A 13,187-nucleotide genomic window follows, 5' to 3' on the forward strand; every position below is an offset into this window, starting at 1 on the left:
CCCCATCGTCTGCGAGGAGATCCCCGCTCATGCCCGACCGCTCGATCCTCGACCTGTTCCGCCTCGACGACCGCGTCGCCATCGTGACGGGGGCGTCCTCCGGGCTGGGGGCGGTCTTCGCCCGCACCCTGGCCGAGGCCGGCTGCGACGTCGCCCTGGGGGCCCGCCGGGTCGACCGGCTGGCCGACACCCAGCGCGCGGTGGAGGCGGCCGGGCGGCGCGCGATCAGCGTGGCCACCGACGTGTCCCGGCCCGAGGACTGCCAGGCCCTCGTCGACGCGGCCGTGGCGGAGTTCGGCAAGGTCGACATCCTGGTGAACAACGCCGGTGTGGGCACCGCCGCGCCGGCGACCAGGGAGACGCCCGAGCAGTTCCGGCAGGTCATCGACGTCAACCTCAACGGCTGCTACTGGATGGCCCAGGCCTGCGGCCGGGTGATGCAGCCCGGCAGCTCCATCGTCAACATCTCCAGCGTGCTGGGGCTGACCACGGCCGGCCTGCCGCAGGCGGCCTACGCCGCGAGCAAGGCGGGGCTGATCGGGCTGACCCGTGACCTCGCCCAGCAGTGGACCGGGCGCAAGGGCATCCGCGTCAACGCGCTGGCGCCGGGGTTCTTCACCTCGGAGATGACCGACCAGTACCCCGAGGGCTACCTGGAGTCGCAGCTGTCCCGGGTCCTCGTCGGGCGGAAGGGCGAGCCCGAGGAACTCGCCGCTGCGCTGGTCTTCCTGGTCAGCGACGCCGGCGGGTACGTCACCGGCACCACCATCCCGGTCGAGGGCGGGATGCTCACCAGCTGAGCGACGGGTCCGCGGCGGCGAGGTCGGCGCGGGCGGTGCACGGGCGGACCCGGTCGGCGTCGGGGTCCGGTTCCGGCAGCGCGGCCGCCCCGCTGTCGCGCAGCGGTCGCGGGCGGCGGGGGTGGCGGCTGCCGCTCCCGCCGCCCCGGTGCGGGTAGACCAGGACGCCGTTGACCGGGTCGGGCGCGGCGTCGAGCGCCGCCCGCACCGCCGGTGCGTCGCGGAAGCCGTCGCGCTGGCCCTCCTCGTCGAAGACGAACTCCAGGACGACGCCCCAGCGGTGCTCGTGCTCGTCCCAGAACCGGGCGCCGGACGTCACCGCCGTCTCGACGAGCAGGTCGTGCCAGGCGCGCAGCCATCCCGAGGCGGGGGTGCCGCCGTCGAAGACCTCGATGGTGACCCAGTTCACAGTTGTCCGACGCTATGCGGTTCCGCCGGTCACCGGTAGGGCCGCCGGAGCGGCGGTCACGCTCGGCGTTCGACGCGCTCGATCAGCGCGGTGATCCGGTCGGTGAGCTGCGGCCAGACCTCGCGCGGCAGGTCGTGGCCCATGCCGTCGACGACCAGCAGCTCCGCCCCCGGGACCGCCGCAGCCGTCGCGCGACCGCCGGAGACGTTCACCAGGCTGTCCTGCTCGCCGTGGATCACGAGGGTGGGCACGGCGACCCGGGCGAGGTCGGCGGTCCGGTCGTGCGTGGTGAGGATGGCGGCCAGCTGCCGGGCCACGCCGGCCGGGTCGTACGCCCGGTCGAAGGAGAGCCCGGCCCGGTCGCGCACCGCGGCCTCGTCGAACTCGAAGCCAGGAGAGCCGATCACCCGGTAGGTGTCCACGACGCGCTGGATCGCGCCCTCGCGGTCGCCCGCCGGTGCGGCCAGGAGCACCCCCATCGCGGCCTCGTCCGGGGCGCCCACGGCCGGGTCGCCGGTGGTCGACATGATTGAGGTAAGGCTGCGCACCCGGTCGGGGTGGGAGATGGCCACCAGCTGGGCGATCATCCCGCCCATCGAGGCGCCGACGACGTGCGCGCTGTCGAGGCCGAGGGTGTCGAGCAGGCCGACGGTGTCCTCGGCGAGGTCGGTCAACGAGTACGCGACCGAGGAGCGGTCGCCGCCGAGGATCGCCAGGACGTCCGGGGCGCCGGCGCCGTCGAGGTGGGTGGACAGCCCGATGTCGCGGTTGTCGAAGCGGATGACGAACAGCCCCTGCTCGGCCAGGCCGCGGCAGAAGTCGTCGGGCCAGCCGATCATCTGGGTGGCCAGCCCCATGACGAGCAGGACCGGCGGATCCGCCGTCTCGCCGAACGTCTCGTAGGCGAGCTCGAGATCGCCCACCCGGGCCATGTGGATGCCGCTGGTCTCCATGCAACGGACGCTAGTGCAGCCGTCCGGCACTCAGGTCGCGGCCCGGGCGGGCGAGGGGCTGTCAGGCCTGCCGTGTGCGCCGGGTCAGCGGTCCCGGTGCCCGTTCTCGGCGCGGTCCTCGACGTTCCCGTGGCGCAGCAGGCTGGCGACGGCCAGCACGAGGCCGCCCCAGATGACGACCATCGCCACCACCATCATCGCGATCGCCTCGGCGCTCATCGCCGGCCTCCCTCGTCGTGCCCGGTTCCCGGGCGGTTCGGGTCCGCCGCGGAGGTCGCGTGCAGCGGCGCCGCGGGGTCGGAGCCGGGTGGCGGCCCGTCCAGGTGGGTCCCGGAGCGCCACGGCAGCCGGGCGAGGAGGAAGCCGACCAGCGGGAGCGCCACAGCCATCAACCAGCCGAAGACCAGCAGCAGCCACGTCGGGTAGTCCCCGGCCCCGTAGGGCGCGGTGAGGTCCTCTCGCACCGTGAAGACGAGCACGATGGCCAGGCCCGCCGGGGCGACGACGCTGGTCAGCACCCGCCAGCCGGTGCCGACCCGCGGCCGGCCGTGGACGTTGAGGTGCTCGCTGAGACGGGGCAGAGCCCGCACCAGCCAGGAGACGACCAGCATGCTGACGAGCGCCACGACGAGGATGCCGTACTGGTTGACGAAGCGGTCGACGACGTCGAGCACGTAGATGCCGCTCGTCGTGCTGAAGAGCACCAGGCTCAGCACCGCGGCCGGCACGCCGACCGCGAGGGTCGCGGTGAGGCGGCTCGTGTCGAGCTTGTCGCGGACCGCCGAGATCACCACCTCGATCACGCTGATCAGCGAGGTGATGCCGGCGACGACGAGCGACCCGAAGAACAGGACGCCGAGGAGGGCGCCGGCCGGCGCCTCGCTGATGATCGTGGGGAAGGCGATGAAGGCCAGGCCGATCCCGCCGTCGACCACGTCGCCGACCGCGTCCCCGCTCGCCTGGGCCATGAAGCCCAGGGCGGCGAACACGCCGATGCCGGCGAGCAGCTCGAAGCTGGAGTTCGAGAAGCCCACGACGAGGCCGGAGCCGATCATGTCCTCGCGGCGGCGGACGTACGACGCGTAGGTGATCATGATGCCGAAGCCGACCGACAGCGAGAAGAAGATCTGGCCGAACGCGGCGGCCCAGACGGGGGCCGAGGTGAGCGCCGACCAGTCCGGCGTGAAGAACGCGTCGAGGCCCGCGCCCGCGCCCGGCAGCAGCAGCGCCTGCACGACGAGGGCGGCGAAGGCGAGCACCAGCACCGGGATCAGGACCAGCGACGTCATACCGACCCCGCGCTGGACGCCGAGGGCCATGATCACGAGGACGGCCAGCCAGACCAGCGCCAGGGGCACGAGCACCCCGGGCACCACGTCGGCGGTGACCTCGACGTCACCGGCCTGCAGGAACTCGCCGAAGAAGAAGCCTTCCGGGTCGGCGCCCCAGGCCTGGTCGAGCGAGAAGAGGGTGTAGCGCAGCGCCCAGGCGAGCACCGCGGCGTAGTAGACGGCGATGACGAAGCAGATGCCCACCTGCCACCAGCCGAGCCCCTCGGTGCCGCGGCGCAGCCGGGCGAAGGAGAGCGGCGCGGAGCCGCGGTGGCGGTGGCCGATCGCGTAGTCGAGCAGGAGGAACGGGATGCCGGCGGTGAGCAGCGCGACCAGGTAGGGCAGCAGGAAGGCGCCGCCGCCGTTCTCGTAGGCGACGTAGGGGAACCGCCAGATGTTGCCGAGCCCGACCGCCGAGCCGATCGCCGCCAGGATGAAGACGCGGCGGGAGCTGAACGCGCCGCGCCGGCGCTCCTCGTGCGTCTGCGGGGTGCCGTCTCCCGCTGTCGTGCTCATCTGACCTCCTGCGTGGTGGTCTGCCGATCCTGCGAGCACCTCGAACACCGGTCCCGATGGGCCGTCGGCGGGAGGTGCCAGAACTGGGGCCACGTCGAACGCCCGGACTCTAGCGGGCCGGGCCGCGGTCCGGGTCCTGATCCCCAGCGTCCTGGTCGTCGGCACCTGGAGCCGTCCTCCCGACCGGCCGCGGGGCGAGCACGGGGCCGCGCCGCACCGCAGAACGGGGTTGCGCCGGCGTCTCCCGGGGCAGCCCGGTGGCATGGAACCCGTGGTGCGCACCGCAGCCGAGGCCGAGACCGAGGTGTGGGACGACCCGGTCCGGGGCCACGTCGCCTTCCAGGTGCTGATCAGCCGGGACCGGACGCCGACGTCCTCGCTCTACACCGGCCTCGCCGAGCTGCCCCCCGCCGGCTGGCTCGGTCGGCACCGGCACATCCAGGCCGAGGTCTACCACGTCATCGCGGGCACCGGGGTCGTCGTCCTGGACGGGGTCGAGCACCCCGTGGCCGGCGGGTCGGCCGTCTTCATCCCCGGGAACGCCGAGCACGGCATCCGGAACACCGCGGAGGAGCCGCTGCGCTTCGTGTACGCCTTCGCGACCGACTCGGTCGAGGACGTGGTGTACCGGTTCTCCGGGGAGGAGTGAGCCGGCACGCCCGTGGCGTCGCGCGGCGGCGTCGGCCCGTCCGGAACGCGCGAGAGGCCCCGCTGGCACCCGTCTCCGGGGCCGGTGGGGCCTCTCCCGCTGTTCGTCCGCGGCCAACGGTCGGTCCACGCGGGCGACGGTCAGCGGCTGGTGGTGCCCCCGGCAGGATTCGAACCTGCGCACCCGCCTCCGGAGGGCGGTGCTCTATCCCCTGAGCTACGGGGGCTCGGTGGTGGGGCAGGGGAGAAGTTACCAGCCCCCGACCCCGCCCCGTGCGGCGGCTCCTGCGCCGCGGGTCACGGCTCGGGGAGGGGGGTTCCGCCCCGGGCCGTGAGCATCCGCGTCATCGTCGTCGTCTCCACGCCCTGCGCCTGCTCGATCGACCGGGCGAGGTCGCGCACGGCCTCCACATCGGCGTGCTCGGCCGCGTAGCGGGCCATGTCGAAGCCGCCCTGGTGGTGGCGGATCATCAGCTGGAGGAACCGGACGTCGAACTCCGTGCCCGACAGGCTCCGCAGCTCCGCCAGCTCCTCCGTGGACGCCATGCCGGGCATGTCCGCGGCGGTGTCCATGGCGCCCATGTCGTGACCGGCGTGCTCGTCCGCGGGCATCCACGTCATGGGCTCGCCGGACTGGGGCAGCCCCCAGAGCGCCAGCCAGCCCTGCATCCGCCCCGCCTGGTTGGTCTGCGCGGCCGAGATGTCGAAGGCCAGGTGCTCGAGCTCGGGGTCGTCGCTGCGCTCGTCGACCAGGTTGGCCATCTCGACGCCCTGCAGGTGGTGCCGGGACATGTCCCGGGCGAAACCGGCGTCGACCGAGTCGGCGGCCGGCGTGGGCGTGCCCCGCCCGATGCCCAGCGCCACGGCGAGCCCGCCGCCGAGCAGCACCAGCCCGACGGCGATGACGGCGAGCAGGGCGGTGCGCAGGCCGCGGGTGGGCGAGCGGTCGGGCGCGGTCACGGGGTCACCTCCCGGTGGACGGTGGCGGTCACTGGTCGGACGTCGCGCCTGCGTCCGCACTCTCCAGCAGCGGGTCGGCCAGGAAGGTCGGGCTCTCGCAGGTGGCGCCGGGCTCCGGGAAGCTGTCCGGCTTGTAGGTCATGAGGTCGGCGAACTGCTTGATCCGCTCGTCGTCGGCGCTGTCGACCTTCAGCTGGTGGCCCCACGACTGGACGCTGATCGGGGTGTCCTGCCCCTCGTACGGCGAGAGCATCCGGCCGGAGACGCCGTCGACCAGCTCGGCCAGCTTGTCCACGTCCGCGTCGGAGACCTCGTCGGGGTTGTAGGTGATCCACACCGCGCCGTGCTCCAGGCTGTGCACCGCGTTCTCGTGCCGGATGTCGACGTCGTAGACGGTGCCCGTGCAGTCGGCCCAGAGGTTGGCGTGCTCGCCGCCGACCGGCGGGGACTCGCTGTACTCGATGGGGCCGTCGTTGTGTAGGCCGCCCTCGTACTCGTAGGTCTGCGCGCCGGCGATCTCGTCGATCGAGTCCACGCGCGAGGCGTCTGCCGCCCGCACCTGGACGACGGCCCAGGTGATGACGGCCGCGGCGAAGACGACCACCGCCACCGCGGCGGCGATCAGCCCCCACGGCCGCTGCTGTGCCACGACCTGCGTCGGCGGCCGGGTGCGGCCACCGGTCGCCCGCCCACCGGACCGGGTGGCCCCACCACCGCTGGCTCGGCTCTTGTCGGGCGTGCGGTCCTTGGCCAAGGCCTCTCCTCGTTACGGGGCGCATCCGCGCCGCTGCGTTCCGGCGCGCAGGTAGGCCCCGCTCACCGCGGGCGAGTCTAGGTCGCGCGCCTGTGCGGAAGCTGGGAGCCGGGCGGCCCGGCGGGCCACTGGAAGCCGGTCAGTACGCTCGCCGGGTGACACCGGAGCAGCTTCAGGACGTCGTTCGTACCGCCGTGGCCGCGGTCGTCGAGCGAGGCGCGCTGCCCGTCGATGTCCCCGCGGAGGTCGTCGTCGAGCGGCCGCGCAACCCCGAGCACGGCGACTACGCCACCAACGTCGCCCTGCGGCTGGCCAAGCCCGCCGGTCGCCCGCCGCGTGAGGTCGCCGACCTGCTGGCCGCCCAGCTGCGCACGCACGCGGGTATCGCCGGCGTCGACATCGCCGGGCCGGGCTTCCTCAACATCACGCTCGCCCAGGGCGCGCTCGGCCTCATCGCCGTCCAGGCCGTGACCGCCGGGGACGCGTACGGGCGCACCGGGGCCCTCGCCGGGCAGCGGCTGAACGTCGAGTTCGTCTCGGGCAACCCGACCGGCCCGCTGCACATCGGGCACACCCGGTGGGCCGCCATCGGGGATGCGCTGTCCCGGCTGGTGGAGGCCGCCGGCGCCGAGGTGACCCGCGAGTACTACATCAACGATGCCGGCGCGCAGATCGACCGGTTCGGCCGCAGCCTGCAGGCCGCGGCCCACGGGCGGGCGGTGCCCGAGGACGGGTATGCCGGCGCCTACATCGACGAGATCGCCCAGCAGATCCGCATGTCCGAACCGGATGTGCTGGACCGCGACGACGCCGCCCAGCTGCACGTCTTCCGCGAGCGCGGCATGGAGTTGATGCTGACCGAGATCCGGCAGTCGCTGCTCGACCTCGGTGTCGAGTTCGACGTCTGGTTCAGCGAGCGGGAGCTGCACCGGTCGGGAGCCCTGGACAAGGCGCTCGCCCGGCTGCGGGAGCAGGGCCACGTCTACGAGGCCGACGGTGCGGTCTGGTTGCGGACGACGGACTTCGGCGACGACAAGGACCGGGTGCTGGTCAAGGCCGACGGCGAGACCACCTACTTCGCCTCCGACTGCGCCTACTACCTGGACAAGCGGGCCCGCGGGTTCGACCGGGTCGTCATCGTGCTGGGGGCCGACCACTCGGGCTACGTCGGCCGCTACAAGGCGCTCGTCGCGGCGACCGGCGACGATCCCGAGGCGAACCTGGAGATCGTCCTGGGCCAGCTGGTGAACCTGGTGCGCGACGGTGCCCCGGTCCGCATGAGCAAGCGGGCAGGGACGATCGTGCTGCTCAGCGACGTCGTCGACGCCATCGGGGTGGACGCGGCGCGCTACGCCCTGGCACGTGCCTCGATCGACCAGCAGATCGACATCGACGTCGACCTGTGGAGCCGGCGCACCAACGACAACCCGGTCTTCTACGTCCAGTACGCGCACGCCCGCATCTCCTCGGTGCTGCGCAACGCCGCCGACCTCGGGATCGCGCTGGGCGAGGCGGCCGATGTCGACGGCGCCGCCCTGGTGCACGAGCGGGAGAACGACCTGCTGCGGGCGATCGGCGAGTTCCCGCGGGTGCTCACCTCCGCCGCCGAGCTGCGCGCGCCGCACCGGGTGGCCCGCTACCTGGAGGAGCTGGCCGGCACCTACCACCGCTTCTACGACGCCTGCCGGGTGCTGCCCCGCGGCGACGAGGAGACCACCCCGCTCACCACCGCCCGGCTGTGGCTGTGCGCGGCGACCTCGGTGGTGCTGCGGAACGGCCTCGGGGTGCTCGGCGTCACCGCGCCGGAGCGCATGTGATGCGGGCCCACCCCGCAGGGCCGCTGCACGGGACCATCACCCCGCCGACGGCCGCCGGCGCGCCGCCGGCCGAGCTCGGGTCGCTCGACCCGCACGTCTGGCCCCGGACGGCGCGGCGGGTCGACGGCGAGCTGCACCTCGGCGGCCGTCCGGTGACCGATCTCGCCCGCGCGCACGGGACGCCGCTGTTCGTCCTGGACGAGGACGACTTCCGGGGGCGCGCCGCGGAGTTCGCCGGGGCGTTCGCCGACGCCGACGTCCACTACGCCTCCAAGGCGTTCCTCTGCGGCCAGGTGGCCCGGTGGATCGCCGACGACGGGCTGCACCTGGACGCCTGCAGCGGCAACGAGCTGGCGCTGGCCCTGGCGGCCGGCTTCCCCGCGGAGCGGATCGCGCTGCACGGCAACAACAAGTCCCTGGTCGAGCTGCAGCTGGCCGTCGACTCCGGCATCGGCCACGTCGTCCTGGACTCCTTCGACGAGATCGACCGGCTGGTGCCGCTCGCCGAGAAGCGGGTCGCCGATGGCGGGACGCCGGTGCCGGTGCTGATCCGCGCGACGGTCGGCATCGAGGCGCACACCCACGAGTTCATCGCCACCGCGCACGAGGACCAGAAGTTCGGCTTCTCCCTGGCCACCGGTGACGCGCTCACCGCGGCGGTGCGGGTCATCCGCGAGCCCGCGCTGCGGCTGACCGGCCTGCACAGCCACATCGGGTCGCAGATCTTCGACACCGCCGGCTTCGAGGCCGCGGCGCACCGGGTCGTCGGGCTGATGGGGCAGGTGCACCAGGCCACCGGCCAGGTGCTTCCCGAGCTCAACCTCGGCGGCGGCTTCGGCATCGCCTACCTGGCCGAGGACGACCCGGTCAGCCCGGTGGACGTCGCGACCCGGCTGCGCGCCGTCGTCGCCGCCGAGTGCGCCCAGCTGGGGCTGCCGGTGCCGCGCCTGGCGGTCGAGCCCGGTCGTGCGATCGCGGGCCCGGGCACGGTCACGCTGTACGAGATCGGCACGATCAAGCCGGTGCGGCTCGGCGCGAGCGGGGCCCCGGGCGCACCCCAGGTGCGCAACTACGTGTCGGTCGACGGCGGGATGAGCGACAACATCCGCACCGCCCTGTACGACGCGGCCTACACGTGCGTGCTGGCCAACCGCGTCTCCGATGCCCCGCCGGCCCTGTGCCGGGTGGTCGGGAAGCACTGCGAGAGCGGCGACATCCTTGTCCGGGACCTGTGGCTGCCCTCCGACGTCCAGCCGGGTGACCTGCTCGCCGTCGCCGCCACCGGCGCCTACTGCTGGTCGATGGCGAGCAACTACAACTACCTGCTCAAGCCCCCGGTGGTCGCCGTCCGGGACGGCGCCGCCAGGGAGATCGTGCGACGTCAGACACTGTCGGACGTGTTCGCCCTCGACGCGGTCCTCGCCGACCGCCCTGCCCCCTCGCCGGCCATCGACCAGCCGGCGCCCGAGCACCCCGCGGGAGCGACCTCGTGAACGGACCCCTCAAGGTGGCCCTGCTGGGCTGCGGGACGGTCGGCGGCGCGGTGCTGCGGGCGCTGCAGGAGCAGGCCGACGACCTCGGCGCGCGGATCGGCCGCCCGGTGGAGGTGGCCGGCGTCGCCGTGCGCCGCCCGGCGCACCACCCCGACGTCCCGGCGCACCTGCTCACCACCGACGCGCACGGGCTGGTGACCCGCGACGACGTCGACCTCGTCGTCGAGGTGATCGGCGGCATCGAGCCGGCGCGCTCGCTGATGCTGGCGGCGTTCGAGGCGGGCAAGTCGGTGGTCAGCGCGAACAAGGCGCTGCTGGCCGAGGACGGCGTCGCCCTGCACGCCGCGGCCGCGAAGGCCGGGGTGGACCTCTACTACGAGGCCGCGGTGGCCGGGGCGATCCCGATCCTGCGGCCGCTGCGCGAGTCGCTGGTCGGTGACCAGCTGTCCCGCATCGTGGGCATCGTCAACGGGACGACCAACTACATCCTGTCGCGGATGGCCGAGACCGGCGCCGGCTTCGGCGAGGCGCTGGCCGAGGCCACCGAGCTGGGCTACGCCGAGGCCGACCCGACCGCCGACGTGGACGGTTTCGACGCCGCCGCGAAGGCCGCGATCCTCGCCTCGCTGGCGTTCCACACGCCGGTCTCGGCCGCGGACGTCCACCGGGAGGGCATCTCCACGGTGACCGCCAGCGACGTCGCCCGCGCCGCCGAGATCGGCTGCACGGTGAAGCTGCTGGCCATCTGCGAGCGCGTGCCCGCCACCGACGGCGACGGCGACTCGGTGGCCGTCCGGGTGCACCCGGCGATGATCCCGACCGCCCACCCGCTCGCCTCCGTCGGCGGCGCGTTCAACGCCGTCTTCGTCGAGGCCGAGGCGGCCGGGCAGCTGATGTTCTACGGCCAGGGCGCCGGGGGAGAGCCCACCGCCAGCGCCGTCCTGGGGGACCTCGTCGCCGTCGCCCGCAACCGCGTGGCCGGCGCCTCGGGCCAGGGCCCCACCGGCTACGCCGACCTCGCCGTCCGTCCCATGGCCGAGACGCCGACGCGCTACCACGTCAGCCTCGACGTGGCCGACAAGCCGGGTGTGCTCGCCGCCGTCGCGCAGGAGTTCGCGCAGCACGGCGTGAGCATCTCCACGGTCCGGCAGACCGGCCGCGGGGACGCCGCGACGCTGGTCATCGTGACCCACAGCGCCCCGGACGCGGCGCTGTCGGCCACCATCGCCGCGCTGCGGGAGATGCCCGCGGTCCGGGGCGTCACCAGCGTGCTGCGCGTGGAGGGTCTGTCATGACGGTCTCGTCGTCGGTCGTGTCCCCGGGCTGGCCCGGTCTCATCGAGGCCTACCGGTCCCGCCTGCCGGTCTCCGGCACCACCCCGGTGGTCACGCTGCAGGAGGGCGCCACCCCGCTGGTGCCGGCGCGCGAGCTGTCGCGGCGCACCGGCTGCGACGTCTACCTCAAGGTCGAAGGGGCGAACCCCACCGGCTCCTTCAAGGACCGCGGGATGACGATGGCCATCACCAAGGCGCTCGAGGAAGGGGCGCAGGCGGTCATCTGCGCCTCCACCGGCAACACCAGCGCGAGCGCCGCGGCCTACGCCGCCCGCGCCGGCATGACCTGCGCCGTCCTCGTGCCCCAGGGCAAGATCGCGATGGGCAAGCTGGCCCAGGCGCTGGTGCACGGCGCCAAGCTGCTGCAGGTCGACGGCAACTTCGACGACTGCCTGGCGCTGGCCAGCAAGCTGGCGATCGACTACCCGGTCAGCCTGGTCAACAGCGTCAACCAGTACCGGATCGAGGGGCAGAAGACCGCCTCCTTCGAGATCGTCGACGTGCTCGGCGACGCCCCGGACATCCACTGCCTGCCGGTGGGCAACGCCGGCAACATCACCGCCTACTGGCAGGGCTACCGCGAGTACGCCGACGACGGCCCCGCCACGCGCACACCGCGCATGTGGGGCTTCCAGGCCGCCGGCGCGGCCCCGATCGTCACCGGCCAGGTGGTGGAGAACCCGAGCACCATCGCCACCGCCATCCGCATCGGCAACCCCGCCTCGTGGACGAAGGCGCTGGCCGCGCGCGACGAGTCCGGCGGGCGCATCGACGCCGTCACAGACCGGGCGATCCTGTCGGCCTACCGGCTGCTGGCCCGCAGCGAGGCGGTCTTCGTCGAGCCGGCGTCGGCGGCGTCGGTCGCGGGCCTCCTCCAGGTGGCCGACGCCGGGGAGCTCGAGCCCGGCCAGCGGATCGTCTGCACCGTCACCGGGAACGGTCTCAAGGACCCGGAGTGGGCGATCTCCGGCGCGCCGGCGCCGCTGACCGTGCCGGTCGACGCCGCGGCCGCCGCGGCGCAGCTCGGGCTGTGAGCGTCCTCGACCCGGACCGGGTGACGATCCGCGTCCCGGCGACCAGCGCGAACCTGGGGCCGGCGTTCGACTGCGCCGGCCTGGCGCTGACCCGCCACGACCACGTCTCCTTCGCGGTCGAGCCCGGCGGGCTGTCGGTCGAGGTGCAGGGCACCGGTGCGGGCGAGCTGCCCACCGACGAGTCGCACCTGGTGGTGCGCGCCTTCCGCGCCGCCTGCGCCGAGCTGGGCTGGACGCCACCGGGCCTGCGGGTGGTCGCCGAGAACGCGATCCCGCAGGGCCGGGGGATGGGCTCCTCCGCCGCGGCCGTCGTCGCGGGGGTCCTGGGGGCCTGGTCGCTGTGCCCGGACGTCGACACGGTCGACGGGAACGCCGTCCTGCGGCTCACCACCGAGCTGGAGGGTCACCCCGACAACGTCGCCGCCTGCCTGCTCGGCGGGCTGACGTTGTCGTGGACCGGTGAGCGGGGTGTCGGCGCGGACAGCCTGCCCGTGCACGAGGACGTGCTCCCCGTGGTCCTCGTGCCGGACGCGACGCTGTCGACGGAGGTGGCCCGCGGGTTGCTGCCGGACGTCGTGCCGCACGCCGACGCCGCCTTCAATGCGGGCCGGTCAGCGCTGCTGGTGCACGCCCTGACCTCGGGCACCTCGATGCTCGAGGCCACCGAGGACCGCCTGCACCAGCGGCAGCGCACCGCGGCGATGCCGGGCACCCTCGCGCTGATCGACCGCTTGCGCGAGGCCGGGCACGCGGCGGTCGTCTCCGGCGCGGGGCCGTCGGTCCTGGTGCTGGGCCGGCGGACGGTGCGGAGCGACGACCGGGCGGCCGGGGCCGAGGAGATCGAGGAGATCGCCGCGCTGGTTCCCGGGAACTGGTCGGTGCTGCCGCTCGAGGTGGACCCGACGGGGGCGCGCGTCGACCGCCCCGTGCGCCAGGTATCGTCTCGATAACGGGGAACACGCCGAGATCATCCGGTGTTGTCCTGCCCGTGAGCTGCGACTAGGCTCACGGCGTAGCCGCCCACTCGGGTGAGCCTCGCGCGGGGCCGAAGCAGATGTCCGAACCTCTTCGCCGCTGATCCGCCTCGCACCTCTCGACCTGTCTCCTGACGCGCACCCGCCCTCCGGGCCGGTCCGCC

Annotated in this window: 13 protein-coding genes and 1 tRNA gene; 7 read left to right on the forward strand and 7 right to left on the reverse strand. The window is 73.9% G+C overall.

The window, feature by feature from the left end:
- Positions 1–29: 29 nt before the first annotated feature.
- Positions 30–800, forward strand: a complete 771-nt coding sequence (locus ACI799_RS16260; RefSeq protein ID WP_456589237.1) for an SDR family NAD(P)-dependent oxidoreductase — start codon at positions 30–32, stop codon at positions 798–800.
- Here the strand turns inward: ACI799_RS16260 and ACI799_RS16265 are convergent.
- The 4 genes from ACI799_RS16265 to ACI799_RS16280 all read right to left on the reverse strand — a co-directional run bounded on the left by ACI799_RS16265 (position 790) and on the right by ACI799_RS16280 (position 4,009).
- Positions 790–1,209: a hypothetical protein gene (locus ACI799_RS16265; protein ID WP_456589236.1), complete on the reverse strand. Its 420-nt coding sequence runs from the start codon at positions 1,207–1,209 to the stop codon at positions 790–792. The genes ACI799_RS16260 and ACI799_RS16265 overlap by 11 nt on opposite strands.
- A 56-nt stretch (positions 1,210–1,265) precedes the next feature.
- The gene (locus tag ACI799_RS16270) at positions 1,266–2,162 is read right to left on the reverse strand and encodes an alpha/beta fold hydrolase (RefSeq protein ID WP_456589235.1); all 897 of its coding nucleotides are present in this window, start codon (positions 2,160–2,162) and stop codon (positions 1,266–1,268) included.
- A gap of 84 nt (positions 2,163–2,246) precedes the next feature.
- Positions 2,247–2,381, reverse strand: a complete 135-nt coding sequence (locus tag ACI799_RS16275) for a methionine/alanine import family NSS transporter small subunit (RefSeq protein ID WP_456589234.1) — start codon at positions 2,379–2,381, stop codon at positions 2,247–2,249.
- Positions 2,378–4,009 (reverse strand): sodium-dependent transporter, encoded by a 1,632-nt coding sequence (locus ACI799_RS16280; protein WP_456589233.1) that lies wholly within the window; start codon positions 4,007–4,009, stop codon positions 2,378–2,380. Before ACI799_RS16280 ends, ACI799_RS16275 begins: the two co-directional genes overlap by 4 nt.
- Positions 4,010–4,271: 262 nt before the next feature.
- Between ACI799_RS16280 and ACI799_RS16285 the strand changes: the two genes are divergently transcribed.
- Complete coding sequence (locus ACI799_RS16285; protein ID WP_456589232.1) at positions 4,272–4,658, forward strand: cupin domain-containing protein; 387 nt, start codon at positions 4,272–4,274, stop codon at positions 4,656–4,658.
- A gap of 151 nt (positions 4,659–4,809) precedes the next feature.
- Here the strand turns inward: ACI799_RS16285 and ACI799_RS16290 are convergent.
- The 3 genes from ACI799_RS16290 to ACI799_RS16300 all read right to left on the reverse strand — a co-directional run bounded on the left by ACI799_RS16290 (position 4,810) and on the right by ACI799_RS16300 (position 6,371).
- Positions 4,810–4,884 (reverse strand) — tRNA-Arg (locus ACI799_RS16290).
- A gap of 70 nt (positions 4,885–4,954) precedes the next feature.
- Positions 4,955–5,617 (reverse strand): DUF305 domain-containing protein, encoded by a 663-nt coding sequence (locus ACI799_RS16295; RefSeq protein ID WP_456589231.1) that lies wholly within the window; start codon positions 5,615–5,617, stop codon positions 4,955–4,957.
- A 28-nt stretch (positions 5,618–5,645) separates the two neighbouring features.
- A complete protein-coding gene (locus ACI799_RS16300) occupies positions 5,646–6,371 on the reverse strand; it encodes a DUF3105 domain-containing protein (RefSeq protein WP_456589230.1) in 726 nt (241 codons plus the stop codon).
- 155 nt (positions 6,372–6,526) lie between these two features.
- On the opposite strand from ACI799_RS16300, the gene argS reads away from it, so the two are divergent.
- Genes argS through thrB form a run of 5 tightly spaced genes read left to right on the forward strand, consistent with a single transcriptional unit; the run spans position 6,527 to position 12,999 of the window.
- On the forward strand, positions 6,527–8,188 hold the full coding sequence (gene argS, locus ACI799_RS16305; RefSeq protein ID WP_456613481.1) for an arginine--tRNA ligase: 1,662 nt from the start codon (positions 6,527–6,529) through the stop codon (positions 8,186–8,188).
- Positions 8,188–9,681 carry a diaminopimelate decarboxylase gene (gene lysA, locus ACI799_RS16310; protein WP_456589228.1) on the forward strand — a complete coding sequence of 498 codons (1,494 nt, stop codon included), beginning with the start codon at positions 8,188–8,190 and terminating at the stop codon, positions 9,679–9,681. The genes argS and lysA overlap by 1 nt, the downstream gene beginning before the upstream one ends.
- Positions 9,678–10,976 (forward strand): homoserine dehydrogenase, encoded by a 1,299-nt coding sequence (locus tag ACI799_RS16315; RefSeq protein ID WP_456599556.1) that lies wholly within the window; start codon positions 9,678–9,680, stop codon positions 10,974–10,976. Before lysA ends, ACI799_RS16315 begins: the two co-directional genes overlap by 4 nt.
- Positions 10,973–12,049, forward strand: a complete 1,077-nt coding sequence (thrC, locus tag ACI799_RS16320) for a threonine synthase (RefSeq protein ID WP_456589226.1) — start codon at positions 10,973–10,975, stop codon at positions 12,047–12,049. The genes ACI799_RS16315 and thrC overlap by 4 nt, the downstream gene beginning before the upstream one ends.
- A complete protein-coding gene (gene thrB, locus ACI799_RS16325; protein WP_456589225.1) occupies positions 12,046–12,999 on the forward strand; it encodes a homoserine kinase in 954 nt (317 codons plus the stop codon). The genes thrC and thrB overlap by 4 nt, the downstream gene beginning before the upstream one ends.
- Positions 13,000–13,187 lie beyond the last annotated feature (188 nt).

It is taken from the genome of Blastococcus sp. SYSU DS0753, from assembly GCF_054051175.1.